Source organism: Spirillospora sp. NPDC048823 (genome assembly GCF_043198445.1).
Lineage (GTDB): Bacteria > Actinomycetota > Actinomycetes > Streptosporangiales > Streptosporangiaceae > Spirillospora.
In genome coordinates this window covers 34,110-57,407 of sequence record NZ_JBICUT010000016.1, presented here as the reverse complement: position 1 = coordinate 57,407, position 23,298 = coordinate 34,110, and the positions used below count along the sequence as shown (strand labels likewise).

The following is a 23,298-nucleotide window of genomic DNA, read 5'->3' as shown; positions in this document are numbered from 1 at the left end:
CTGATAGTGGTCGTGGTCCTCGTCCTGGCCGGCGTGGCCGTGCTGGGCGCCGTCGTCGTCCTCGCCATGGGCAGGGGCGGCGAGCTGGCCGAGACCCATCCCGACTATCCGCCGCTCCCGCTCGGCGCCGACGGCCGCCCCATCACCGGGGCGGACGCCGCCTACCTGCGGCTGCCCCGTACGTTCTGGGGCTACCAGCCGCAGGTGACGGACGAGGCCCTGCACCGCCTCGCCGACGCGCTGGCCGAACGCGACGCCCACGTCGCGGCGCTCGAACAGCAGCTTCATGACCTTCACCGCCGCGCGGGCGACACCGCCGCGGGCCCCGTCGGCGCTCTGCACGGCCTGGAGGAGCCGCCCGTGAACGGGACCCCGCCGCTGCTCCGCAAGGACACCGTGATCGATGAGCCGATCGACGACGGTTTCGTGAAGGAGGACGCGAAGGAGGAATGGACATGAGCCAAGTCGCCGTCCATGCGGAGGCCGTCTCGGACGCCCCCGCCGAACGCGTCTTCGAAGTCCTGACCGACTGGCCGAGGCACGCCGAGTGGATGCCGTTCACCCGCGCGGAAGGCGGCGACAAGGCCGGCGACGAACTCCAGGCGTGGACGGGCATCGGGCCTGTCGGGTTCCTCGACACGATGGTCATCACCGACTGGCGGGACGGCCGCCGCGTCGCGGTCCGGCACACCGGGCGCGTGGTGCGCGGCGAGGCGTGGTTCAGGGTCGTCCCCGAGGGGGCGGGCAGCCGCATCGTGTGGGCCGAGCGCGTCGACCTGCCGCTCGGGCCGCTCGGACGGGCCGGATGGCTCGTCGCGGGCCCGGTCGTGAAGGCGTTCATGACCCTGGGCCTCCGGCGCCTGGCCGTCCTGTCTCAGCGCCGCTCTGTCGCAGGCGTGAGGTAGAACGGGCGGGTGAGCACCGCGATTCGGGGCGAGGACGGGCTGGCCCGCTGCCCATGGGGGCTGTCGGCACCCGACTACGTCGCCTACCACGATGAGGAATGGGGCCGTCCGGTCCGCGACGACCAGGGCCTTTACGAGCGGCTCTGCCTGGAGGCGTTCCAGTCCGGGCTGTCGTGGCTGACGATCCTGCGCAAGCGCGAGGGCTTCCGCGCCGCCTTCTGCGGGTTCGACCCGGAGAAGGTCGCCGCGTTCGGCCAGGACGACGTCGAGCGGCTGATGGGCGACGCCTCGATCGTCCGCAACCGGGCGAAGATCGAGGCGGCGATCGCGAACGCCCGCGCCGCCCTCGGCCTGCCCGCCGGCCTGGCCGCGACCGCCTGGCGCCACGCCGACCCCGACGCCCCGGTGTACGCGGACACGGCGGACGTGCCCGCGTACACCGATGGATCGAAGGCCCTGGCCAAGGAGCTGAAGAAGCACGGCTTCCGCTTCGTCGGCCCCACCACGGCCTACGCCCTCATGCAGGCGTGCGGCCTGGTCGACGACCACCTGACCGGGTGCCACCGCCGCGGCGCCTACCGCTGACGTCCGAGCCCCGGCCGCCAGGGTGCGGCCTACCTGCCCTCGAACTCCGGCTGCTGCTTCTTCAGGAACGCCTCGGTCGCGTTGTGGTGGTCGCTGGTCTTCTCGCACTCGTCCTGAAGCTCCGCCTCCCGCTCCAGCGCCGACGCCAGATCATGCGTCGCCGCGTGGTCGAGTGCCGCCTTGACGGCGCCGTAGGAGACCGTCGGGCCGGCGGCGAGGCGGCGGGCCAGCTCCACCGACGCCGGGGCCAGCTCGTCCGCCGGGACGACCCGGTTGACCAGCCCCATCTCCATCGCCTCCTGCGCCTTGACCGGCTCGCCCAGCAGCAGAAGCTCGGCGGCCTTGGCACGGCCGACGAGACGCTGCAGCGTCCACGACATGCCGCTGTCGGGGGCGAGGCCGATCCCGGTGAACGCGGTCGCGAAACGGGCCTTGTCGGACGCGACGACCAGGTCGCACGCGAACGCCAGCGACGCGCCCGCGCCCGCGGCCACGCCGTTCACCGCCGCCACCACCGGCTTGCGCATCCCCGCGATCGCCAGCACGATCGGGTTGTAGTGCTTGCGGACGGTGTCGTCCAGCCCCCTGCCGGCGGCGAGGTTGTCACCGTGCTCACGCAGATCCTGACCGGCGCAGAAGGCCCGCCCCGCACCGGTGAGGATCACCGCGCGGGCGGCCGGGTCGGCGGCGGCGCGCACGACGGTCGCGCGCAGCAGCTCCTTCATCTCGGCCGTCAGCGAGTTCATCCCGTCCGGCCGGTTGAGTGTGATTGTTCCCACACCGTCGGTCACGTCGTACAGCACGGTCTCAGACATCGTCGTCCTCCCGGGGTCCTCAGTAGATCTTCCCAGGCCACTTTCGACGAACCGGAAACGGGGGGCAAGGGCCGTCCCACCCCGGCACGGAGGGGCCGCACGGCCCGGTCCCGTCGTTTCGGTCCTCCGATCTGGAGGCTGATCGTTACCACTTCGCGCCCGGAAGACGAGATAATGGACCACTACTGATGACGCGGATGCGACACGCGGCCACGCGGCCAAGGGTGTGCGAGGCCGCGGCCCTAGGCAGGAAGGGGATTCACGCATGGCGGCGATGAAGCCGCGGACGGGAGACGGTCCGCTCGAAGTGACCAAGGAGGGGCGCGGAATCGTCATGCGGGTCCCTCTCGAAGGCGGCGGCCGTCTCGTGGTCGAGCTCTCCGCCGACGAGGCCAAGGAACTCGGCGAGGCCCTCAAGGAAGTCGTGGGCTGACGGCTCCACCGATCCCGGCTTGCTGGTGACGGTCCCGGCGGCATCGCCGGGGCCCTTGCCATTCCCGTACACGTGGCATGACCCGAGCCTTCACCGGCCACAGCCTTCACATCACTGCGTCATCACCACGAGCTTCAGCACCAGCGTCAGCACCACAGCATCAGCATCACAGCGTCAGCACCACAGCGTCAGCACCACAGCGTCAGCACCACAGCGTCAGCACCACAGGGGGGAACCGCCACCATGCCCATCGAGACCCGCATCCACGGCGCCGGGGGCACCGTGTCGCAGACGGCGGTCGACCTCGGGGCCGAGGTGGTGGCGGTACCCGTGCGGAAGGGGCCGGTCGCACCGGCGGCCGAGGTGGCCGCGTCACTGCCGTTCACGCTGGAGGAACTGCTGGCCCTGCACAAGGCCAAGGGCGAGCCGGGCGAGATCACGTCCGCCCAGGTCCGCGTCGGCGACCGGGTGCGGGAACTGCTGCTGTACGGAGTGGGCGACGCGGCCCCGGCCGACCTGCGCAAGGCCGGCGCCGCACTGGCCCGGCGCGGCAAGGGCCGGGCGGCGCTGGTCGCGGGCGTGCCGGCCGGCGACCTCGCCGCGTTCACCGAGGGGGCGCTGCTCGCCTCCTACACGTTCAAGATCGGTGCGCCGCCGGCGAAGAAGGCGCTCGGCACGCTGGCCGTGCTGACCGAGGCCGGGCCCGAGGCGGACGCCCCGGCGATCGAGCTGGGCACCGCCCGCGCCCGGGCCACCGCGCTGGCCCGCGACCTCGCCAACACCCCCGCCCGCGAGAAGGACCCGTCGTGGCTTGCGGGGCAGGCCGAGCAGGTCGCCGCCGACGCCGGCCTCTCCGTGCGCGTACGCGACGAGAAGGAACTGGTGGACGGGGGGTTCGGGGGCCTGGTGGCCGTCGGCGCCGGATCGTCGCGTCCGCCTCGGCTGATCGAGCTCTCGTACCTCCCCGAGGGGACGCCGGACCGGCATGTCGTCCTCGTCGGCAAGGGCATCACGTTCGACAGCGGCGGCCTGTCATTGAAGCCCAACGAGGGCATGAAGACGATGAAGACCGACATGGCGGGCGGCGCGGCGGTCATCGCCGTGATGGGCGCGCTGCGCGGTCTCGGCGTCCGCGCCCGCGTCACGGGGCTGGTCGCCGCCGCGGAGAACATGCCGTCCGGGTCGTCCATGCGCCCCGGCGACGTGATCGCCCACTACGGCGGGAAGACGTCGGAGGTGCTGAACACCGACGCCGAGGGACGTCTCGTCCTCGCCGACGCCCTCGCCTACGCGGACGCGGAACTCGACCCCGACGTCGTCGTGGACGTGGCGACGCTGACCGGCGCGGCCAAGGTCGCGCTGGGCCTGCGCCACGCGGCGCTGTTCTCCAACGACGACGACCTCGCCGCCGCTCTCACCCGGGCCGGGACGGCCGCGGGCGACCCCGTGTGGCGGCTCCCGCTGGTCGACGACTACCGCGCCGCGATCGACTCCGACGTCGCCGACATCAACAACATCGGCCGCGGCGGCTTCGGCGGCGGCTCGATCACGGCCGCGCTGTTCCTGCGCGAGTTCGCCGGCGACCGCACCTGGGCGCACCTCGACATCGCCGGGCCGGGCCGGGCGACGTCCGACGACGCCGAGGTCACCCGCGGCGCGACCGGCTTCGGCACCCGGCTCCTGCTCGGCTGGCTGGCCGCCTGACGCGGCCGCCCCGGCCGGCGGCCCGCCCGGTCATTCGGTCCGGGTCATTTGGTCCGGCGGTCGATCACCGGGACGCGGCGGCGGCGCCTGGCCTCCTTGACGACCTGCGGGAGCGTCGCGTCCCAGCCCTGCTCCACCGCGAAGCACCACCGGACGGCCTCCGCCGTGGACGGCACGTCCCGCATCGTCAGCGCCACGAGCCGCGCCCGCCCCGAGGTGCGGGCCAGTTCGGCCAGCTCCGCCGTCGGCAGGAAGACGACGTAGTCCTGCTCGCCCCTGCGGGTGCCGTCGACGCCGCGCCGCAACGCCGTGATCGCCGCCACGTCCGCCCAGGGCAGCGTCCGCCCCGCCCGGCGCGGCAGCGGCCAGCGCGGCGGCCGCCGCACCCCGTCCCCGTCCAGTTCCAGGACGGGACGGCGTGCCAGCATCCCCCCGGCCGACATGGTCAGCCCCGTCCCGAACAGCGCGAGCCCGGCGAAGCCGAGGACCGTGAACAGGACGCCGCCCACGCTGGCGCCGCCCGTCACACCGCCCGCGACGAACCCCGCCGACGCCAGGAAGAGGATCAGGGACGCGAGCAGCTGCCAGATCCCGCGCCACGTCGCCCGGACGCGCACCGCGAACACCTCGGCCGCCTGCACCGCGCCGGCGGCCCCGGCGCCTGCGGCGGTGTCGCCTTGGGCGTCTGCGGCGGTGTCGTTTTCGGCGCCCTCAGGGACGCTCTTGGTACGTTCCGTCTCAGGCATCGGTCAGTCGCACTTGACCGCGCACAGCAGGCCGTCGCCCACCGGGACCAGCAGGGGGACGAGCCGCTCGTCGTCGCGGACCATCCGGAGCACCTCGCGGATCGCCTCGGTGTCGGGGTCGCGGTGGCCCGGGTCGGCGACCCGGTCGTGCCACAGCGCGTTGTCGAACGCGACGACGCCGCCGGGCCGCAGCAGCCGCAGCGCGTCCGTCAGGTACTCGGGGTACTCGCGTTTCTGCGCGTCGCAGAACACCAGGTCGTATCCGCCGTCGGTGAGCCGCGGCAGCACCTCCAGCGCCGGCCCGCTGATCATCCGGGTCCGGAAGGAACCGAGGCCCGCCTCCACGTACGCCTGCTTCGCCATGCGCTGGTGCTCGGGGTCGATGTCCACGCTCGTCAGCACCGCGTCCTTCGGCATGCCGCGCATCAGCCAGATTCCGGACACACCGCAGCCGGAGCCGACCTCCACGACGTTCCGCGCGCCGATCAGCGTCGCGAGGAAACGCAGCGCCGCCCCGCCGGCCGCGCCGATCGGAGCCGCGCCGACCTCCGCGCCGCGGCGCCTGGCGTCCAGGAGCGGCTCGTCTTCCGGGAGGTAGTCCTCCACATAGGCCCGGGTGGCCTGAACGGCGTCGATGGCTGCCTCCTCGCGGGACCCCCGCCTGGCTCATGCTGGAAAGACCATATCGCTGACAGGGAACCAACTGGAGTTTCAGCGCGTTGTAACCACGGAAGGAATCCGCTCACGAGCGGGTGAAAACCGCGAGAACCGAAGTCGGTCCAGAAGCGCCCCAGCCCAGGCGAGACCGTGCCGTTCCAAGGCGAGACCTTGGCTCACGAGAGAGGAACAGCCCGGCACCATGGGAGTGGCAGCACTGAGTTTCAGAAGCGCTGTAGGGGTGGGCCCCAGGCAGGGAGTGGGCAGTGGCACGCGCACTCGCGAGAACGCCCCCGAGGCCGAATGGGCTCCGCCGTCCTGGGACGAGGTCGTCCGCGAGCATTCCGCGCGCGTCTACCGGCTCGCGTACAGGCTGACCGGCAACCAGCACGACGCGGAGGACCTCACGCAGGAGGTCTTCGTGCGCGTGTTCCGTTCGCTGTCGAACTACACGCCCGGCACGTTCGAGGGCTGGCTGCACCGGATCACCACCAACCTGTTCCTCGACATGGCGCGGCGCCGCCAGCGCATCCGCTTCGAGGGGCTCGCCGACGACGCCGCCGAACGACTCCAGGGCCGCGAGCCGACCCCGGCGCAGGCGTTCGACGACACCAACTTCGACGCGGACGTGCAGGACGCGCTCGACGCGCTCGCGCCCGAATACCGCGCGGCCGTCGTGCTGTGCGACATCGAGGGACTGTCCTACGAGGAGATCTCCGCGACACTCGGCGTCAAGCTGGGGACCGTGCGCAGCCGCATCCACCGGGGGCGGGCGCAGTTGCGCTCCGCGCTGGAGCACCGCGCGCCGACCCGCCGCCGGCCGGGGACCAGGAACGAGTACCAGGCCCTCCACGCCATGGACGCCGTGGAGGACGAAGCCGGGGGGCTGCACGTGGCGGGCGGTGTCCAACCGCAGCCGGAGGGCGTGTAGCCGACCCGGGTCACCTGCAGAGTAATGCTGTGCCTACCGCGCGCGGTGCGGGACCGCGCGCCGGATCGAACGGAAGCGACGGAGGCGGCGTGAGTTGTCTGGGGGAGCGTCTGACCGCTCTGGTCGACGGTGAGCTGGGGCACGAAGAGCGCGACCGCGCTCTGGCCCATCTCGCGGGCTGCGCCCAGTGCAGGGACGAGGTCGCCTCGCTGCGCCTGATCAAGGGCCGGCTGCGCGGCCTGTCGGACATCCCGGCCGTGGACGCCGCGGACGACCTCCCGTCCGACGACTTCCTGACCCGGCTGCGCTCCCTGCCCGCGTCCGCCGGCCCGCCCGCCGGCGGCATCCCGCCCGGGCCGCATCCCGGCACCCCCGCCGGAACCCCGGCCCGGCATTCCCGCCCACCGCTGCGATCATCGACCCGCGCCGCGAGGACGCCCCCGGCCGTGCGCTCGCGCGACAACCGTCCCGCCGGGCACGCCGGCGTCCTGCAGATCCAGCCGCGGCGCCGCTACCTGGTCGTGGGCGCCGCCACCCTGTTCATCGGCCTCGGGACCGCGTCCTACGCCGCGGGCGGACGCCAGGAGGCGCCGGACGTCACGCCCGCCTTCGACCGCTTCGCCGTCGAGCACGCGCTGACCGCCGGCGACGCGCCGATGACCGACCCGCTCACCGACCCGCTCAACCGGGTCACGGTCTCCCCTGGGCCGTGACCGCGAGGACGGTGATCGGCCGGGGACGGCGCCGCTCCGTCCTGGCCTGCGGGCTCGCGGGCGCCCTGGCCCTGGCCGCCGCGCTCGCCGGCGACCCGGCTTCGGTCCGGCGCGTCCGCAGCGACCCGGGCGCGGTGGCGCTGCTGCGCGCAGCCGCCGACGCCGCCGGGCGCGTCCCGTACCAGGGCAGGCGGTTCCTCACGACGGCGGGCCGCGACCGCTCCACCACCTCCCGCGTGACGGTCGCCCATACGCCCGGCGACGGCATCCGCTACCGGTCCGGGACGGCCGGGAAGGGCTACCGGCCCGAGTCCGCCGCCGGGGACACGACCGGCTTCACCTCCGCGACGCTGTCCCTGCTGACCAGCAACTATTCGGTGGTCCGCGCCGCGGACTCATCGGTCTGCGGCAGGCACACCCGCGTCGTGGAGGCTCGCAGGGCCGACGGGAGCGCCGCCGGACGCTTCTGGATCGACTCCGAGACCGGGCTGATGCTGCACCGCGAGCTGATCGACGCCACCGGCCACCGGGTGGTCGCCACCGGCTTCAGCGAGATCAGCTTCACCGCGCCTCCCGCGGAGGCGGTGGCGGCCGGCGGCGCCCGGGGCGGGCTCGCCCGGTTCCCCGGCACGACCTCCGGCGAGCCCGTTGACGGCGTCGGCGGCCGGGGTGCAACGGCCCGCTGGGACGACGAACTGGACCGTGCCGAACTCGAAGGGCTGCGCGATCGCGGCTGGCCCGTCCCGCAGGACCTGCCGGGGCGGCTCTCCCTCCACGACGCCCGCCGCGAGCCGGGCGGCGGCGCCGTCCACCTCAGCTACTCCGACGGCCTCGCCGCCGTCTCGGTGTTCGTGCAGCGCGGCAAGCTGGACGAACACGCCCTGGACGGCTGGCAGAAGACCGTCAAGCACGGCCGGACGGTGTTCCGGCGCGAGTCGCTGCGGCGCTGGGCCGTGTCCGAGGGCGACGGTTACGTCTTCACGGTGCTGACCGACGCCCCGCAGAGCACGGCCGAGTCGGTGGCGGCGCACCTGCCCCGGGACGCCGACCCCTTCTGGTCGCGCGTGTCGCGCGGCGCCCGGCGCCTGGCCTCGGCCGCGAACCCGTTCGAATGAACACCTTCCATCCGGCCCTGCCGCCGGACCCGGGTCCGAATGCAGGCCATTGAGGACGAAGAATGCTCGATCCCGATGATGATCGTCCAGGATGAGCGTATCGACAAAAGGTCTTATGCTCGCCACATGCCTTTCCGGGCACGATGAGCACGGATGACGAGAACCATGCTCGGTAGGAGAGATGGGGATGACGGAAGACAACCGCGGGCCGGTCAGGGCACCGTCGGAGGACGACGACGTCGCCTCCGGCCGGGAGCCTGAACGGCAGGAGGCGGCGGCTCCTCCCGAGACGGTGACCGACCAGGAGATTCCGCTGGAGCTGCCGGTGGACGACCCCGAGCCGGACCCGTGGTCCGAGGGGGAGGCTCGGTCCGAGGCCGACGACCCGGAGCCGGAGCCCGAGCCGGATGCGGCTCAGGGCGGCGACAGGCTCGTGGCGGGAGGATTCGCGCCGCCGGACTCGTCGTTCGGGGGGCCGCCGGACACCAGCGAGGACGTACTGTCCCGGTCCCCGCAGGCCGACATGGGGCCGCAGGAGGTGCCGCTGCAGGACGCGTCGCCGAACGACATGCCGCAGCCGCCGCCGCCGGTACCGCTCGACAAGCCCCTCGCGGAGGGCCCCGAGGACCGCAGGCGTCCCGGATTCGTCCCGCACAACCATGACCCGCGTGCCGCGCACGGCCAGCCATATGGCGGCTGGGCGCAGCACCCCCACCAGGGGCCGCCGCCCGTGGGCGGTCCGCCGCCGATGGGCGGTCCGCCGCCCGCGCCGATGGGCCCGCCGCCCGGTGGCCCCCGCCCGATGGCCGGGTTCGGCATGCCGCCCGGGGGCGGCCCGAACTGGGCGCCGGTTCCCGCGCCGCCGTCATCGGGGCGCGGCGGTCCGGGCCTCGGGCTCCTCGCCGTCATCACGGTGATCGTCGCGCTGGTGGCCGGCGCGGTCGGCGCCGGGGTCGGCGTCGTCGCGACCAACGACGGCGGCGGCGGCTCGGTCAGCCTCGGCGGCAGCGACAGCAGCGGCACCGAGGCACAGGCCCGTCCGCCGGACTCGGTCGCGGGCGTGGCGCAGCGCGTGCTGCCGAGCGTCGTGATGATCCGCGTGCAGTCCTCGCAGGGCGAGGTCGGCGGCACCGGCTTCATCGTCAACGGCGGCTACGTCATCACCAACAACCACGTCGTCGCCGGCGGCGACGGCGGCGCCATCCAGATCGTCTTCAACGACAAGAAGACGCTGCCCGCCACCGTCAAGGGCGCCGACCCGAGCTCGGACGTCGCCGTCCTGAAGCCCGAGGGGCAGCATTCGCTGCCCGCGCTCACACTCGGCGACTCCAGCAAGATCGCCGTCGGTGACCCGGTGATCGCGATCGGCTCGCCGCTCGGCCTGCAGGGCTCGGTCACCACCGGCATCGTCAGCTCGCTGAACCGCGCCGTGCCCACGCGAGGTGAGGGCGGCGACGCGTCGTTCCTCAACGCCATCCAGACCGACGCGGCGATCAACCCGGGCAACTCGGGCGGTCCGCTGGTGGACGCCAAGGGCCGCGTCATCGGCATCAACACCGCGATCGCGACGCTCGGCGGCCAGGGCCTCGGCAGCGAACCGGGCGGCAGCATCGGCCTCGGCTTCGCGATCCCGGTCAACCAGGCCAACCGGGTCGCCGAGGAGATCATCCGGACCGGCACCGTCCGGCAGGCCAAGCTGGGCGTGCTGCCCGACCCCCGCTACCAGGACGGCGGCGCGCGGATCATTCCGGAGCCCGTCAACGGGCAGGACCCGGTGACCAAGGGCGGCCCGGCGGACAAGGCCGGCCTGAAGGCAGGCGACGTGATCACCCGTGTCGACGACAAGCCGATCGAGGACGCGACCGACCTGATCGCGCAGATCCGCAGCCGCGCACCCGGCGACCGGATCACGATCACCTACCAGCGCGACGGCCGGGAGAGCACCGTCGAGGTGACGCTCGGCTCCGACTGATCAATGTCCCGCCGGGCCCGATGAGCCGTCCCCGGAGGATGCACAGAGGGTTCAGGTCCGGTTCATCCGGGCTCGGGATACGCTGGGGGGACCGGTCCGCCGCAGGGCCGGTCCCTGCCGCATGTGGAGGACAGGTTGTTCGACGTCGGACTCGGTGAGATGGCGGTGCTCGTCGTCCTCGCCCTGGTCATTTTCGGAGACAAGCTGCCCCAGGTCGCCGGGCAGGCGGGCCGGATGCTGCGGCAGTTCCGCCAGATGGCCAACTCCGCCAGGGCGGACCTCCAGGAGGGCCTCGGACCGGAGTTCAAAGACTTCGACATCAACGACCTCAACCCGAAGACCTTCGTCCGCAAGCACCTCTTCGAGGACGAGGACCCCTCCCTGAACAGGGGCAACGTCTTCGACGACGAACCGTCATACGCGACGGCATCCGGAAACGGCCACCTCGCCTACGACGAACGCCCCCCCTTCGACCCCGAAGCGACCTGAAGGAACGGCCGTCAGACAGCAAAGGCCCCGCCCGGCAGGCGGGGCCTTTTCGCGTTTCAGCGGGCGGGTCAGCGGCCCTTGGGGGAGATGCCCAGGGACATTCCGGCGAGGCCGCGGTTGCGGCCGGCGAGGTCGTCGGCGATGGTGCGGAGTTCCTTGGCGGCGCCGGAGTCCGGGTCGGACAGCACCAGCGGCTTGCCTTCGTCGCCGCCCTCGCGGAGCCGCGGGTCGATCTGCACCTGGCCGAGCAGGGGGACGCGGGTCCCGAGCGTCTTCGTCAGCGCGTCCGCGACCGTCTGGCCGCCGCCCTCACCGAAGATGTACTGCCGCTCGCCGCAGTGCGCGCACGTCAGGTACGACATGTTCTCGATCACGCCGACGACCTGCTGGTGCGTCTGCGCGGAGATCGCGCCCGCCCGTTCGGCGACCTCGGCGGCCGCCTGCTGCGGGGTGGTGACGACGAGGATCTCCGCGGACGGCAGCAGTTGCGCGACGGAGATCGCGATGTCGCCGGTGCCGGGCGGCAGGTCCATCAGGAGGATGTCGAGGTCGCCCCAGTAGACGTCCGAGAGGAACTGCTGCAGCGCCCGGTGCAGCATCGGGCCGCGCCACACGACCGGCTGGTTCCCGGCGGTGAACATGCCGACCGAGATGACCTTCACGTCATGCGCCGTCGGCGGCATGATCATGTCCTGGACCTTGGTGGGCGAGGCGTCCACGCCGAGCATGCGCGGCACCGAGTGGCCGTAGATGTCGGCGTCGACGACCCCGACCTTGCGGCCCTGCGCGGCGAGCGCGGCGGCGAGGTTGACGGTCACCGACGACTTGCCGACGCCGCCCTTGCCGCTCGCGACCGCGTACACCTTGGTCAGCGAGCCGGGCCTGGCGAACGGGATCTCCTTGGCCGGCTCGCCGCCGCGCAGCTTGGTCTGCAGGTCCTTGCGCTGCTCCTCGCTCATCACGTCGAGGTCGACGCGCACCGAGGTCACGCCGTCGAGTTTGGAGACGGCCTCCGTGACGTTCTTGGTGATCGTGTCCTTCATGGGACATCCGGCCACGGTCAGGAAGACGCCGACGCGGACGGTGCCGCCGTCGATGTCGATGCTCTTGACCATGTCGAGCTCGGTGATGGGCTTGCGGATCTCAGGATCGTTCACGGTGGCGAGCGCCGCGGTCACCTGCTCGGTCGTCAACTGGGAGGCCATACGCCCATGGTATGAACCCCATGCAAGAACCTGCTAATCAGGGTGGCCGTCTTCACACCGCCGTGTGCGTCGGCATCGCGCGGGAGGCGGCGCAGCCGTAACATCGGTGCGTGACAAGCAGCACGATCTCGGCCGCTGAGCTGACCGTCTGGCGCGGCATGCTCCGCGCCCAGGCGCAGATCTCCCGCCGGCTCCAGGCCGACCTGCTGGCGCACCACGACCTCGCGCTGGGCTCCTACGACGTCCTCATGCATCTCGGCGAGGCCCCGGGCGGCCGGCTCCGGATGAACGATCTCGCCGACCGCGTCCTGCTGTCGCGCAGCGGGCTGACCCGGCTCGTCGACCGGCTGGAGCGCGAGGGGCTGGTCGCCCGGCAGTCCTGTGCGAGCGACGCCCGCGGCCTGTACGCCGTCCTGACGTCCGCCGGGCGGGCCCGGCTGGAGGAGGCAGCGCCCACCTACCGGCAGGGCGTCCGGGACCACATGATCAGCAGGCTGGACGCGTCGGACCTGCGCACCTTCCAGCACATCCTGGACAAGCTCACCGGCGAGCAGGTCCCCGCCCGCGCCTGACGGGGGCTAGGCCGCGGAGTCCTTGGCGTCCAGCTCCCGCATCATCTGCTGAAGCTCCGAGCGCAGGAAGTCGCGGGTGACGACCTCGCTCACCGCCACCCGCAGCCCGGCGATCTCCCGCGTCAGGTACTCGGTGTCGGCGATGGTGCGTTCGTTCCTCGCCCGGTCCTGCTCGTACTGGACGCGGTCCCGGTCGTCCTGCCGGTTCTGGGCGAGGAGGATCAGCGGCGCGGCGTAGGACGCCTGGACCGACAGGATCAGCGTCAGGAAGATGAACGGGTAGGGGTCGAACCGCAGGAACGACGGCGCGAGAAGGTTCCACGCCACCCACACGGTGATGAACACGGTCAGGTAGACGAGGAAGCGGGCCGTCCCCAGGAACCTCGCGATCCGCTCGGACAGCCGCCCGAACGACTCAGGATCGTAGTGGGGCCGCGGCACCAGCGTCCGGCGGATCTCCCTCGGCTGGTCCAGGCGTGCGGTCATCTGGCGTGTCGTCATCACGTGTTCCCCCGGAGAGCCTCTTCCTCGGGATCCGCGGTCTCGTCCGCGGCGGCGTCCATCAGGGCCTCCCGCCAGTCCACGGGCAGCAGATGGTCGAGGACGTCGTCGATGGTCACCGACCCCAGCAGGTGGCCGTTGTCGTCCACGACGGCGCCCGCGACGAGGTTGTAGGTGGCCAGGAACATCGCGACGGCCTCCAGTGACATGGTGGGCCGCAGCGGGTCCAGCTCGGTGTCCAGGATCCCGGCGACGAGCGTCGGCGGCGGCTCCCGCAGCAGTTTCTGGAAATGGACCGTCCCGAGGTAGCGGCCCGTCGGCGTCGCGGTCGGCGGCCGGCACACGTACACCTGCGCGGCCAGGGCGGGGTTCAGGTCGGGCCGCCGGATCAGCGCGAGCGCCTCGGCGACCGTCGCGTCCGGCGCGACGATCACCGGGTCGGTGGTCATCAGGCCGCCGGCCGAGTAGTCCTCGTAGGTCAGCAGCCTGCGCAGCGGCGCCGCCTCGTGCGGCTCCATCAGCGTCAGCAGCTGCTCGCGCTGCTCGGTGGGCAGGTCCCCGAGCAGGTCGGCGGCGTCGTCGGGGCCCATGGCCTCCAGGACGTCCGCGGCCCGGTCCACGCCGAGCTTGCTGAGGATCTCGATCTGGTCGTCCTCCGGCAGTTCTTCCAGGACGTCCGCGAGCCGCTCGTCGTCGAGCGCGGCGGCGACCTCCGCGCGCCGCTTCGCCGTCAGCTCGTGCACGATGCCGGCCAGGTCGGCGGGTTTCAGCTGCCCGAACGCGGCGATCAGCCCGGCCGCGCCCTGCCCTTGCTCGACGGCGGAGAACCCCTCGACGGCGTCCCAGTCCACGACGAAGCTCTCGCCGCGCTTGCGCAGCCCCCGTCCTTCCTTGCGGCGCACCGCGACCTTGCCGATCAGCCAGTCGCGGGTCCGGGTCGGCTCCATCGCCACGTCGACGACCGAGACGGAGTCCCCGCTGCCCGAGAGCCGGACCGTCCGGTCCAGCATCTCGGCGATGACCAGCGTCTCGGATTCGCGTTTGCGGAACCGCCGCATGTTCAGCCGCCCGTCGAAGACGACCGCGTCCGCCTCGATCACCGTCACCCGCGTGATCGGCAGGAACACGGTGTGGCGGGACGCGACCTCCACCACCAGCCCCAGCGCCCGCGGCGGCCGCGGCGCCAGCCGCAGGCCCACGACGACATCGCGGACCCTGCCGACCTGGTCACCGGCGGGGTCGAACACCGCGACCCCGGCGAGCCGGGCGATGAACACCCGTGTCGGAGCTCCGCTCATGGCCAGGACACTACCCATGATCTCCCGCCTGATCCGGGACCGGGCAGGTGATACCGGACGCCGCCGGGCGGGACGTGTCACATCCCGCGCCGCCGTCCCGTCCCCGTGGTCAGGAGCCGCGCGCGGACGATATGAAAGGCTGACGACCATGAGTGAGGCGTTCGAGGGGCCGTTCGAGGAGCATCGGAATCTGCTCTTCGCGGTGGCGTACCGGATGCTGGGCACGGCCGCCGACGCGGAGGACGCCGTCCAGGACGCGTGGCTCCGCTGGTCCGCGGCGGACCGCTCGGACGTCGCCGAACCCAAGGCCTACCTCGTCCGCATCACCACCAACGTCGCGCTGGACCGGCTGCGGTCGGCGCGGGCCCGGCGCGAGACCTATGTCGGGCCGTGGCTGCCCGAGCCGATGCTGACCTCCCCGGACGTCGCCGAGGACGCGGAGATGTCGGAGTCGGTGTCGATGGCGATGCTCGTCGTCCTGGAAACGCTGAGCCCTCTGGAACGCGCCGTGTTCGTCCTCAAGGAGGTGTTCGGCTACCCGTACGCCGAGATCGCCAAGGCGCTGGACCGCGCGGAGACGTCGGTGCGGCAGCTCGGCACCCGCGCCCGCAAGCACGTGGAGGCGCGGCGTCCCCGTTTCGAGACGGGCGGCGCGGAGCGGCGGCAGGCCACCGAGCGGTTCTTCGACGCCGTCCTCGGCGGCGACATCAACCGGCTCATGGAGGTCCTCGCCCCCGACGTCGCGCTGTGGACGGACGGCGGCGGCAAGGTCAGGGCGGCGCGGCGCGTCATCCACGGCGCGACCAAGGTGGGCCGCTGGCTCTCGGCGATCACCGGCCAGCCGTACGCGGGCGTCGAACCCGCCGACATGCGGGTCCGGCGCGTCCACATCAACGGCGAGCCCGCCCTGGTCGTGGACGGCCCCGACGGCCCGATCAGCACCGTCACGGCCGACATCGACGACGAGGGCCGGATCCTGGCCGTCCACCTGGTCGCCAACCCCGACAAGCTCCACGCCATCGCCGAGGGCCGCCGGCTGCCGATGTGACGCCCCCCGGCGCTTCTACTGGTCGACGCGGCGGCGTTTGCCGCCGTACATGCGCGGCGGCGGGCCCGCGGTCGTCGCGGGCGTCGGGACGGGACGGACGGTGGCGTAGTCGCCGGTGGACCCGGGGGCCTCGAAGGCCGGGGTGAGCCGGATGATCCACGACTCGGTGGCCCAGCGTTCCACCTGGCCCTCGTGGGACGCGGCGTTCAGGCGGTCCTTGGCCAGCAGCGGTGTCACGGCGTCCCACAGCTCGGAGCCCGGCTCGACCGGCTCGGCGTCGGCGGCGAACGAGATGAGCCGGCCGCCCTTGTCCTTGCTGCGCAGGATCACCGTCACGTGCGTGGACTCCGGCAGGCCCGGCAGCGGCTGCTCGCCCTCCCCGCCGGTCAGGACGTAGGCGGAGCCGTCGTGCCACACGTGCCAGGCGGCCCTCGGCTGCGGCAGGCCGGGCAGGTCCAGCCACAGCAGCCCCGACTTCTTGGCCGCCTCCTCCACCAGCGCCAGGTTCAGCTCACCCATGCCCTGAAGGGTCTCACACCGCTGGATAGCATCCGGGCCATGCGCTCTCGACGTACCACGCTCGCGGTCCCCGGCAGCAACGCCCGCTTCATCGAGAAGGCGCAGGGGCTCCCCGCGGACGAGATCTTCCTCGACCTGGAGGACGCCGTCGCGCCGTCCGCGAAGGAGGAGGCCCGCAGGACCGTCGTCGCCGCGCTCAACGAGGGGGAGTGGGCCGGCAAGACCCGGGTGGTGCGCGTCAACGACCTGGACACCCACTGGGCCTACCGGGACGTGATCGAGGTCGTGGAGGGCGCCGGCGCGAACCTCGACGCCGTCATGCTGCCGAAGGTGCGGGACGCCGGCCACGTCCAGTGGCTCGACCGGCTGCTCACCCAGATCGAGCGGGCCATGGGCCTGCCCGACGGCGGCATCGGCATCGAGGCCCAGATCGAGGACGCGCGCGGAATGGTCGGCATCGACGCGATCGCCGCGTCCTCGCCGCGGCTGGAGTCGCTCGTCCTCGGCCCCGGCGACCTCATGGCGTCGATCAACATGAAGACCCTCGTCGTCGGCGAGCAGCCGCCCGGCTACACCGAGGGCGACGCCTACCACTACATCCTGATGCGGATCCTGATGGCCGCCCGCGCCAACGACCTGCAGGCCATCGACGGGCCGTACTTCAACGTCCGGGACGTGGAGGCGTTCACGCGGGTCGCGCGGCGCTCCGCGGCGCTGGGGTTCGACGGCAAGTGGGTGCTGCACCCGTCGCAGATCGAGGCCGGGAACGCGGTGTTCTCCCCGTCCCAGGACGACTACGACCACGCCGAGCTGATCCTCGACGCCTACGACCACTTCGTCACCGTCGAGGGGCGTGGCGCCGCCACCCTCGGCGACGAGATGATCGACGAGGCGTCCCGGAAGATGGCGCTCGTCGTCGCCGCCAAGGGCCGGGCGGCGGGCATGACACGCACCGAGCGGTTCGACCCACCGGGGAACTGAGGCCCCGTACGATTCGTCCCTACGTACGCGAAGGCTTTCGGGAGGGTCCAACGTGTCAGAGCCAGGGGATGCCGACGGCTGGGCCCCGCTGGACCCCGACCTTTCCGGCGGCCGGCCCGCGGAGCCGCATCCTCAGGAGCCGCACCCTCAGCAGGGTCCTCAGCAGGACCCGCAGCCCTACGGCACGCAGCCCTACGGCACGCAGCCCTACGGTGCGCCGCCCGAGCAGGCGCAGCAGCCCTACGCGGCGGGGATGCCGTACTGGCCGGGTTCACCGGCGCAGCCCCCCGGGTGGGACCGGGAGTACGGGGCCGCCCCTTACGGGCAGGCGTATCCGGGGTACGGGGCACAGCCCGTGAAGACGCCCTGGACGGTCGCGGCGCCGGCCGGGAGCCCCTTCCACAGGCTGGCGCGCACCGGTAGGCATCGGTGGTGGCGCCCGCTGGTGGGGACCCTGACGATCGCGGGCATCGGCCTGAGTCTGACGGTCGGGCTCATGCTCATCGGGATGATCATCCGGGTGGTGGTCACCGGTGAGCTGTCCGAGACGACCGGCACGGACCCGAACACGATCTTCGGTGACGACACGGCCGACCTGGCGTTCAACCTCGCCGCGCTCGCGGTGTTCCTGCCGGTGGCGCTGTTCGCGGCCTGGGGGATTCAGCGCCGCAGACCCGGCACGCTCTCGTCGGTGGCGGGACGGCTGCGCTGGAAGTGGATGCTGGCCTGCTGCGGCCTGGCGATCCTGTTCTGCATCGTGGCGTACGGGACGTCGTTCCTGGCGGCCCTCAGCCTGGACGACCAGTCAGGCGGGGACGAGCACTGGGTCGGGTGGGACAAGTTCCTCGTTCCGGCCGTCGTCATCATCCTGCTGGTGCCGTTCCAGGCGGCGGCGGAGGAGTACGTCTTCCGCGGCTGGGTGCTGCAAGCCGTCGGCGCCTGCACGCTGGAGAACGCCAGGGGACGCATCGGGCAGGCTTTCAGCGTCGTGTTCCGGACGCCGTGGCCCGGCATCGTGGTCGGGTCGGCGCTGTTCACGGCCGGGCACGGCTACACCGGCTGGGGCATCCTCGACATCTTCGTCTTCGGTGCGGTCGCGGCCTGGGTGGCGGTGCGGACCGGGGGGCTGGAGGCGAGCATCGCCCTGCACGTGTTCAACAACCTGCTGGCGTTCCTCGGTTCGGCCGCGATCGGCCAGCTGGACATCGAGCAGGGCGGGGTTCCGTGGCAGGTCGTCGTGGCCGACATCGTCCCGATGGTGCTGTTCGCGGCGGCCGCCGTCTGGCTGGCGCGGCGGATGCGCGTCCAGACCGTCACCTCCGACGACCCCGGCGACCCCGGCGACGACGTCCCGGTGACGGCGGACAGCCATCCGGCGCACGCCTCATAGGAGGCCCCACAGGGCAAGGGCGTCGAGAAGGCCGGGCGTGACGGGGAGTCCGCGGAGCCCGTCGGGGGAGACCCAGCGCACGTCGGACGCGTCGTCCCCGGCACGGAGCGTCCCGCCCGCGACCGTCGCCACGTAGTCGTGGATGTCGTAGGTGACGCCGCCGGGCCCCGGACGTTCCACCGTTCCGGCCGGCGCACCGACGACGACGTCCAGCCCGGTCTCCTCCTTCAGTTCCCGTGCGACCGCGGCCGGGTCGTCCTCGCCGGGTTCGACCCGCCCACCCGGGATGGACCACAGTCCTTCACCCGGCGGACGCCCCCGCCGCACCATGAGCAGCCGCCCCTGCCCGTCCCGCACGATCCCGCCGACGCACCGTATTCGCATGACCCCATTTTGTTCCCCCTTTCCCAGGTGGCGACCCGCGCGACCTTGACGAGTCGGGACGTCGCCGCGCAGGGTGGGTAATCATGAGGGCGGAGCCCACATGCCCGCGCTGCGCGGGTCCCGTTCTAGCGCCGAGTCTCTGGTCGAGCGACTGGACCTGCGGCGTGCACGGCGCCGTCCTGCCGAGGCAGCCGTCCAAACGACCCGGCCCGGACGGGCTGGCCGCCGTGCTGCGCGACGCGAGAGTCCCCGTCTGGACGCCCTGGCCCCTTCCGATGGGCTGGCTCGTCACGGGGTTCGCCACGGTCGGGGACGACCGCAGCGGGGCGCGGGCGACGGCCGTCGCAGTGTCCGGGCCGGGGCTGCTCAGCGGCCCCGCCGACATGGTGCTGATCGCCGAGCAGCCGGGCGTCGGCCTGGGCGCCCACTACGCGGGGCTGGACGGCGCCGACCCGGGTGAGGTGTTCGACGGCAGCCCGCCGCACGTGAAGCTCGACGTGAGCGGCCCCGCGGCCACCTGCGGCCATTCGGTGCCGATGTGGGCGGTCGGCGGCAAGCCCGACCGGGCCGTGTACGTGGGCGAGGCGATGGGCGACTGGCTGTGGACGGTGCTGTGGCCCGCCGACGCCGGTCTCCTCATGCTGGAGCGCCAGAACCTGATCGATCTGCGCGAGCCGGGGATGGAGATGGACCTCCCCTACGGCGCGTACAGCCCGCGGCTCGACGAGTGACGCCCTGATATGAACGGCGGCATGCGGATCGATCTGCACAGCCACAGCCACGTGTCCGACGGCACCCGGCCGCCCGCGGAGGTCGTCCGGCTGGCGCGGGCGAAGGGACTGGACGTCCTGGCGCTCACCGACCACGACACCGTCGCCGGCTGGGACGAGGCCGCCGGTTCGCTGCCCGCGGGCCTGACCCTCGTCCCCGGTGTCGAGCTGTCGTGCCGGGAGGACGGCCGCAGCCTGCACATGCTCGGCTACCTGTTCGACCCGGAGGAGCCGGTGCTGGCCGCCGAACTCGCCCGGATCTGCGACGACCGGGTGATCCGGGCGCAGGGCATGGTGGACCGGCTCCGCGAACTCGGCGTGGACGTCACCTGGGGCATGGTCCGCGCGCTGGCCAAGGGCGAGGCGGTCGGGCGTCCGCACATCGCGCGGGCCATGGTCGAGGCGGGTGCGGTGGAGACGGCCGACGAGGCGTTCTCCGCGCGCTGGATCGCGCAGGGCGGCCGCGCCTACGTCGACCGGTACGCGCTCGACCCGGAGCGGGCGATCGGGCTCGTCCGCGCGGCGGGGGGAGTGTGCGTCCTGGCGCATCCGAGGGCGCGGCGGCGCGGATACGTCTTCACGGACGCGGTGATCGAGAGACTCGCCGCCGCCGGCCTCGCCGGGATCGAGGTGGACCACCCCGACCACGTCCCGGAGGACCGCGCCCACCTGCGCGATCTGGCCGCCGCCCTGGGGCTGGCCGCCACGGGTTCCAGCGACGATCACGGTGCGCCGACCGGCGACCGCCTCGGCGCCGAGACCACCGCGCCGGACGCGTACGAGAAACTCCTCGCCGGTGCGTCCGGCGATGATCTCCGTCTGCCCGACCGGGGACCCGAATCACGGTAGGGTGCCAAGGGTGGACGCGCGCATCGAACAGGTGGTGACGTCGGGGCAGCTCACCCTCGACGACACCGACCACGACGTCGAGAACAACACCTACCTCATCGGCGACGACGACGAGGTCATCGTGGTCGACCCGGCGTACGACGCCGAGGCCATCCTCAAGGAGGTCGGTGACCGCGAGGTCATGGCCGTCCTGCTCACCGACGGCAACGAGCACCACCTCAACGTGGTCCTCGAGGTCGCCGCCGCGGGCGAGGAGGACGAGGAGAACTGGGCCCCGATCGCGCTGCACCGCGCCGACCGGCTGCTGTGGCGCGATTTCTTCGGCCGCCTCGCCAAGGAGGAGGACGACGAGGACGACGCCAAGGCGCTGCGGTCCCTCGAACCCGACATCTGGCTGGAGGACGGCGGCGTCTTCGAGATCGGCGACGCCCAGCTGGAGGTCGTGCACACCCCCGGGCACACTCCCGGCAGCGTCTGCGTGATCAGCGAGCAGCTCGGCGCCCTGTTCTCCGGCGACACCCTGCACCGCGGCCGTCCCGGCTCCATCGGCGGCGTCCACGAGGACCTGCGCACGCAGCTGAACTCGATCGGCGCGCTGCTGACCCCGCTGCCGAAGGACCTGAAGGTCCTGCCCGCGCAGGGCGAGGAGACCACGGTCGGCGAGGAGGACTCCCGCTGGGAGACGTGGGGCGCGCTGGCGCAGGACGACGACTGACCGAACGCCGACCCGGAGCCTGACGACGTTGGATGCCGAGCAGCTGGGCTTCGAGGGGATGCCCCGGCGCCTGTACACGTGCACGCCGTCGAGGCTGAACACGTGGCTCGACTGCCCGCGCCGGTACCGGATGACCTACCTTGATCGTCCGATGCCGCCGAAGGGCCCGCCGTGGGCGCACAACAGCGTCGGCGCGAGCGTCCACAACGCCCTCGCCGGCTGGTGGCGGCTGCCCGTCCGTGAACGCACCCCCGAAGCCGCCGGGAGCCTCCTGACCCGCGGCTGGCTGACGGACGGGTTCCGCGACGACGCCCAGTCCGCCGAGTGGCGCGACCGGGCGCGCGAGATGACCGAACGCTACGCGGCGGGCCTCGACCCGTCCGACGAGCCGGTCGGTGTCGAACGCACCGTCGCGACCCGCACCGACCGCATCGCCGTGTCCGGCCGCATCGACCGCCTGGACGCCCGCGGCCCCGAGCTCGTCGTCGTCGACTACAAGACGGGACGCCGTCCCCTCACCTCCGACGACGCGCGGGGCTCCCTCGCCCTGGCGATCTACGCCGTCGCCGCGTCCCGCGTGCTGCGCCGCCCCTGCCACCGCGTCGAGCTGCACCACCTGCCGTCCGGTGAGGTCGCGGAATGGGAGCACACCGACGAGTCGCTGGCGCGGCACATCCGCCGCGCCGAGCAGATCGCCGGTGAGGCAGCCGAAGCGGACGAGGCGTACCGCGCGGGTGCCGGGAACCGTCGCCCCGCAGGGAAGCGCACCCGCGTCCCCGAGCCTCGCCCGGCCGACGCCCGTCCGGCCGTCGTCGACCACACTCCGCACGACGAGCGGTTCCCGCCCCGTCCGGGCAATCTGTGCTCGTGGTGCGACTTCGCCCGCCACTGCCCGGAGGGCCAGGAGGCCGCCCCGCGCAAGGACCCGTGGGCGGCCCTCCCCGTGGAAACCCCCTGAACGCTCGTTCACTTGCGGCGGGGCGCCCTTATGAGGAGCTCATACGGGCAACACGCCGCAGGCCGACCGCTAGGCCGGGGTGAGGGACGTGGGGGCGGGCCAGCGTCTCGGGTCCCGGAGGCCGAACAGGCCCCTGCTCACGTCGTATCCCTCCGCGGCCAGCCTCTGCCGGGTGCGTTCGAGCATGTCGCGGGTGGGCTTGGCGAACGCGTAGTCGTGCAGCCGTTCCGGTACCGAGTTCATCGCCAGGCGGAACGACTTGAGCGCCGCCGTCACCGCCGGCTGCGGCACCTCGGGCAGCGCCCCGTACAGGTCGCGGGCCCAGCCGGGCAGCGTGTAGTAGCAGAGCGCGCCGAACGGGAAGTAGCCGGGCTTGCCGGGCGCGAGGAACCTCAGGTTCTCCGGCATCGTCGGCCACATCAGGAACCGGACGGTCTCCGCCGCCTCCTCGGTGACCCGCAGCCGCGGCCGCATCTCGGCGAAGAACGCCTCCATCTCGGCGACGCTGCCGGGGACGTCCTCCGCGTGCAGCCCGACCAGGGTCGCCGATCTGCGCTGCTCGTCCAGGTACCGGTCGGCCATGGCGTCGGTCAGCAGGAGCCCGCCCCGGCGCGCCACCTCCAGGTAGGAGTAGACCTCGGCGCAGTGCACCCACAGCAGCAGTTCGGGCTGGTCGAGCCGCTCCTTCTTACCGGTGTCGTGGTTGAGGATGCGCAGGCTCCGGTGGATCTCCCGGACCCGGTAGGCGGCCTCCTCGACCTCCTCCGGGCTGCCGAACGTCCCCAGGCCGACGAAGTCCGAGGTCCGCTGCAGCCGCCCGAAGGGGTCCTCACGGAAGTTGGAGTTCTGCCAGACGCCCCACATGGCCATCGGGTGCAGTGCCTGGAGCATCAGGCTGCGCACCCCGCCGACCCACATGGACCGGTCGAGGTGGACGCGCCAAGTGACGCTCTCGGGGGGCTGGATGGTCGCGGGCATGTTTCTTTCACACCTCCATGAGACAAACTCATGTAAGTGTGTCATTACCCTTGTCGTCACAGGAC

The 23,298-nt window shown here is 72.6% G+C and carries 27 protein-coding genes; 18 read left to right on the top strand and 9 right to left on the bottom strand.

Translation table 11 applies throughout. The features are described from left to right. Window positions 1-6: 6 nt before the first annotated feature. Genes ACGFK0_RS29935 through ACGFK0_RS29925 form a run of 3 tightly spaced genes read left to right on the top strand, consistent with a single transcriptional unit; the run spans window position 7 to window position 1,490 of the window. Window positions 7-459 (top strand): hypothetical protein, encoded by a 453-nt coding sequence (locus ACGFK0_RS29935; RefSeq protein ID WP_392910821.1) that lies wholly within the window; start codon window positions 7-9, stop codon window positions 457-459. Beyond that, the gene (locus tag ACGFK0_RS29930) at window positions 456-905 is read left to right on the top strand and encodes an SRPBCC family protein (RefSeq protein WP_392910819.1); all 450 of its coding nucleotides are present in this window, start codon (window positions 456-458) and stop codon (window positions 903-905) included. The genes ACGFK0_RS29935 and ACGFK0_RS29930 overlap by 4 nt, the downstream gene beginning before the upstream one ends. A 9-nt stretch (window positions 906-914) precedes the next feature. Continuing rightward, complete coding sequence (locus ACGFK0_RS29925) at window positions 915-1,490, top strand: DNA-3-methyladenine glycosylase I (protein WP_392910817.1); 576 nt, start codon at window positions 915-917, stop codon at window positions 1,488-1,490. Between the two features lie 29 nt (window positions 1,491-1,519). Here ACGFK0_RS29925 and ACGFK0_RS29920 read toward each other — a convergent pair whose 3' ends face one another. After that, complete coding sequence (locus tag ACGFK0_RS29920) at window positions 1,520-2,305, bottom strand: enoyl-CoA hydratase-related protein (protein WP_392910815.1); 786 nt, start codon at window positions 2,303-2,305, stop codon at window positions 1,520-1,522. A 265-nt stretch (window positions 2,306-2,570) separates the two neighbouring features. Here ACGFK0_RS29920 and ACGFK0_RS29915 point away from each other — a divergent pair, with 265 nt between their 5' ends. Then, on the top strand, window positions 2,571-2,738 hold the full coding sequence (locus ACGFK0_RS29915; RefSeq protein WP_075022250.1) for a DUF3117 domain-containing protein: 168 nt from the start codon (window positions 2,571-2,573) through the stop codon (window positions 2,736-2,738). 243 nt (window positions 2,739-2,981) lie between these two features. After that, entirely contained in the window at window positions 2,982-4,442 is a 1,461-nt protein-coding gene (locus ACGFK0_RS29910; protein WP_392910812.1) for a leucyl aminopeptidase, read from the top strand. A 44-nt stretch (window positions 4,443-4,486) separates the two neighbouring features. On the opposite strand, the gene ACGFK0_RS29905 is transcribed toward ACGFK0_RS29910, so the two are convergent. After that, a complete protein-coding gene (locus ACGFK0_RS29905; RefSeq protein ID WP_392910810.1) occupies window positions 4,487-5,188 on the bottom strand; it encodes a hypothetical protein in 702 nt (233 codons plus the stop codon). Window positions 5,189-5,191: 3 nt separating this feature from the next. Further along, a complete protein-coding gene (locus ACGFK0_RS29900) occupies window positions 5,192-5,794 on the bottom strand; it encodes an O-methyltransferase (RefSeq protein WP_392910808.1) in 603 nt (200 codons plus the stop codon). Between the two features lie 253 nt (window positions 5,795-6,047). Here ACGFK0_RS29900 and sigE point away from each other — a divergent pair, with 253 nt between their 5' ends. The 5 genes from sigE (at window position 6,048) to ACGFK0_RS29875 (ending at window position 11,065) form a co-directional block, all read left to right on the top strand. Then, window positions 6,048-6,776 carry an RNA polymerase sigma factor SigE gene (gene sigE, locus ACGFK0_RS29895; protein WP_392910806.1) on the top strand — a complete coding sequence of 243 codons (729 nt, stop codon included), beginning with the start codon at window positions 6,048-6,050 and terminating at the stop codon, window positions 6,774-6,776. 89 nt (window positions 6,777-6,865) lie between these two features. Beyond that, a complete protein-coding gene (locus ACGFK0_RS29890; RefSeq protein ID WP_392910804.1) occupies window positions 6,866-7,489 on the top strand; it encodes an anti-sigma factor family protein in 624 nt (207 codons plus the stop codon). Then, on the top strand, window positions 7,486-8,604 hold the full coding sequence (locus ACGFK0_RS29885; protein WP_392910802.1) for a sigma-E factor regulatory protein RseB domain-containing protein: 1,119 nt from the start codon (window positions 7,486-7,488) through the stop codon (window positions 8,602-8,604). Before ACGFK0_RS29890 ends, ACGFK0_RS29885 begins: the two co-directional genes overlap by 4 nt. Window positions 8,605-8,791: 187 nt before the next feature. After that, window positions 8,792-10,576, top strand: coding sequence for a S1C family serine protease (locus ACGFK0_RS29880; RefSeq protein WP_392910798.1), 1,785 nt, complete (start codon window positions 8,792-8,794; stop codon window positions 10,574-10,576). 135 nt (window positions 10,577-10,711) lie between these two features. After that, window positions 10,712-11,065 (top strand): sec-independent translocase, encoded by a 354-nt coding sequence (locus ACGFK0_RS29875; protein ID WP_392910796.1) that lies wholly within the window; start codon window positions 10,712-10,714, stop codon window positions 11,063-11,065. A gap of 68 nt (window positions 11,066-11,133) precedes the next feature. Here ACGFK0_RS29875 and ACGFK0_RS29870 read toward each other — a convergent pair whose 3' ends face one another. Beyond that, window positions 11,134-12,270 (bottom strand): Mrp/NBP35 family ATP-binding protein, encoded by a 1,137-nt coding sequence (locus tag ACGFK0_RS29870; protein WP_392910793.1) that lies wholly within the window; start codon window positions 12,268-12,270, stop codon window positions 11,134-11,136. 110 nt (window positions 12,271-12,380) lie between these two features. Between ACGFK0_RS29870 and ACGFK0_RS29865 the strand changes: the two genes are divergently transcribed. Then, window positions 12,381-12,842 carry a MarR family winged helix-turn-helix transcriptional regulator gene (locus ACGFK0_RS29865; protein ID WP_392910791.1) on the top strand — a complete coding sequence of 154 codons (462 nt, stop codon included), beginning with the start codon at window positions 12,381-12,383 and terminating at the stop codon, window positions 12,840-12,842. A gap of 6 nt (window positions 12,843-12,848) precedes the next feature. Here ACGFK0_RS29865 and ACGFK0_RS29860 read toward each other — a convergent pair whose 3' ends face one another. Next, window positions 12,849-13,343 (bottom strand): DUF1003 domain-containing protein, encoded by a 495-nt coding sequence (locus ACGFK0_RS29860; protein WP_392910789.1) that lies wholly within the window; start codon window positions 13,341-13,343, stop codon window positions 12,849-12,851. Beyond that, window positions 13,343-14,641 (bottom strand): magnesium transporter MgtE N-terminal domain-containing protein, encoded by a 1,299-nt coding sequence (locus tag ACGFK0_RS29855; protein ID WP_392910787.1) that lies wholly within the window; start codon window positions 14,639-14,641, stop codon window positions 13,343-13,345. Before ACGFK0_RS29855 ends, ACGFK0_RS29860 begins: the two co-directional genes overlap by 1 nt. A gap of 148 nt (window positions 14,642-14,789) precedes the next feature. Between ACGFK0_RS29855 and ACGFK0_RS29850 the strand changes: the two genes are divergently transcribed. Next, window positions 14,790-15,689 (top strand): RNA polymerase sigma-70 factor, encoded by a 900-nt coding sequence (locus ACGFK0_RS29850; protein ID WP_392910785.1) that lies wholly within the window; start codon window positions 14,790-14,792, stop codon window positions 15,687-15,689. A gap of 15 nt (window positions 15,690-15,704) precedes the next feature. Here the strand turns inward: ACGFK0_RS29850 and ACGFK0_RS29845 are convergent, their stop codons facing one another. Then, on the bottom strand, window positions 15,705-16,208 hold the full coding sequence (locus tag ACGFK0_RS29845; protein ID WP_392910783.1) for a hypothetical protein: 504 nt from the start codon (window positions 16,206-16,208) through the stop codon (window positions 15,705-15,707). A gap of 39 nt (window positions 16,209-16,247) precedes the next feature. On the opposite strand from ACGFK0_RS29845, the gene ACGFK0_RS29840 reads away from it, so the two are divergent. Further along, the gene (locus tag ACGFK0_RS29840; protein WP_392910781.1) at window positions 16,248-17,189 is read left to right on the top strand and encodes an HpcH/HpaI aldolase/citrate lyase family protein; all 942 of its coding nucleotides are present in this window, start codon (window positions 16,248-16,250) and stop codon (window positions 17,187-17,189) included. A gap of 52 nt (window positions 17,190-17,241) precedes the next feature. Then, on the top strand, window positions 17,242-18,579 hold the full coding sequence (locus ACGFK0_RS29835; RefSeq protein WP_392910779.1) for a type II CAAX prenyl endopeptidase Rce1 family protein: 1,338 nt from the start codon (window positions 17,242-17,244) through the stop codon (window positions 18,577-18,579). Here ACGFK0_RS29835 and ACGFK0_RS29830 read toward each other — a convergent pair. Next, entirely contained in the window at window positions 18,574-18,963 is a 390-nt protein-coding gene (locus tag ACGFK0_RS29830) for an NUDIX hydrolase (protein WP_392910777.1), read from the bottom strand. The two genes, ACGFK0_RS29835 and ACGFK0_RS29830, sit on opposite strands and share 6 nt — an antisense overlap. Window positions 18,964-19,046: 83 nt before the next feature. On the opposite strand from ACGFK0_RS29830, the gene ACGFK0_RS29825 reads away from it, so the two are divergent. Genes ACGFK0_RS29825 through ACGFK0_RS29810 form a run of 4 tightly spaced genes read left to right on the top strand, consistent with a single transcriptional unit; the run spans window position 19,047 to window position 22,255 of the window. Continuing rightward, a complete protein-coding gene (locus ACGFK0_RS29825; protein ID WP_392910775.1) occupies window positions 19,047-19,694 on the top strand; it encodes a DUF6758 family protein in 648 nt (215 codons plus the stop codon). Window positions 19,695-19,715: 21 nt separating this feature from the next. Beyond that, window positions 19,716-20,582 carry a PHP domain-containing protein gene (locus ACGFK0_RS29820; RefSeq protein WP_392910773.1) on the top strand — a complete coding sequence of 289 codons (867 nt, stop codon included), beginning with the start codon at window positions 19,716-19,718 and terminating at the stop codon, window positions 20,580-20,582. A 10-nt stretch (window positions 20,583-20,592) separates the two neighbouring features. Then, entirely contained in the window at window positions 20,593-21,297 is a 705-nt protein-coding gene (locus ACGFK0_RS29815) for an MBL fold metallo-hydrolase (protein WP_392910771.1), read from the top strand. 28 nt (window positions 21,298-21,325) lie between these two features. Further along, window positions 21,326-22,255 (top strand): RecB family exonuclease, encoded by a 930-nt coding sequence (locus ACGFK0_RS29810; protein ID WP_392910769.1) that lies wholly within the window; start codon window positions 21,326-21,328, stop codon window positions 22,253-22,255. A gap of 69 nt (window positions 22,256-22,324) precedes the next feature. On the opposite strand, the gene ACGFK0_RS29805 is transcribed toward ACGFK0_RS29810, so the two are convergent. Next, entirely contained in the window at window positions 22,325-23,233 is a 909-nt protein-coding gene (locus tag ACGFK0_RS29805) for an oxygenase MpaB family protein (RefSeq protein ID WP_392910767.1), read from the bottom strand. Between the last annotated feature and the right edge of the window lie 65 nt (window positions 23,234-23,298).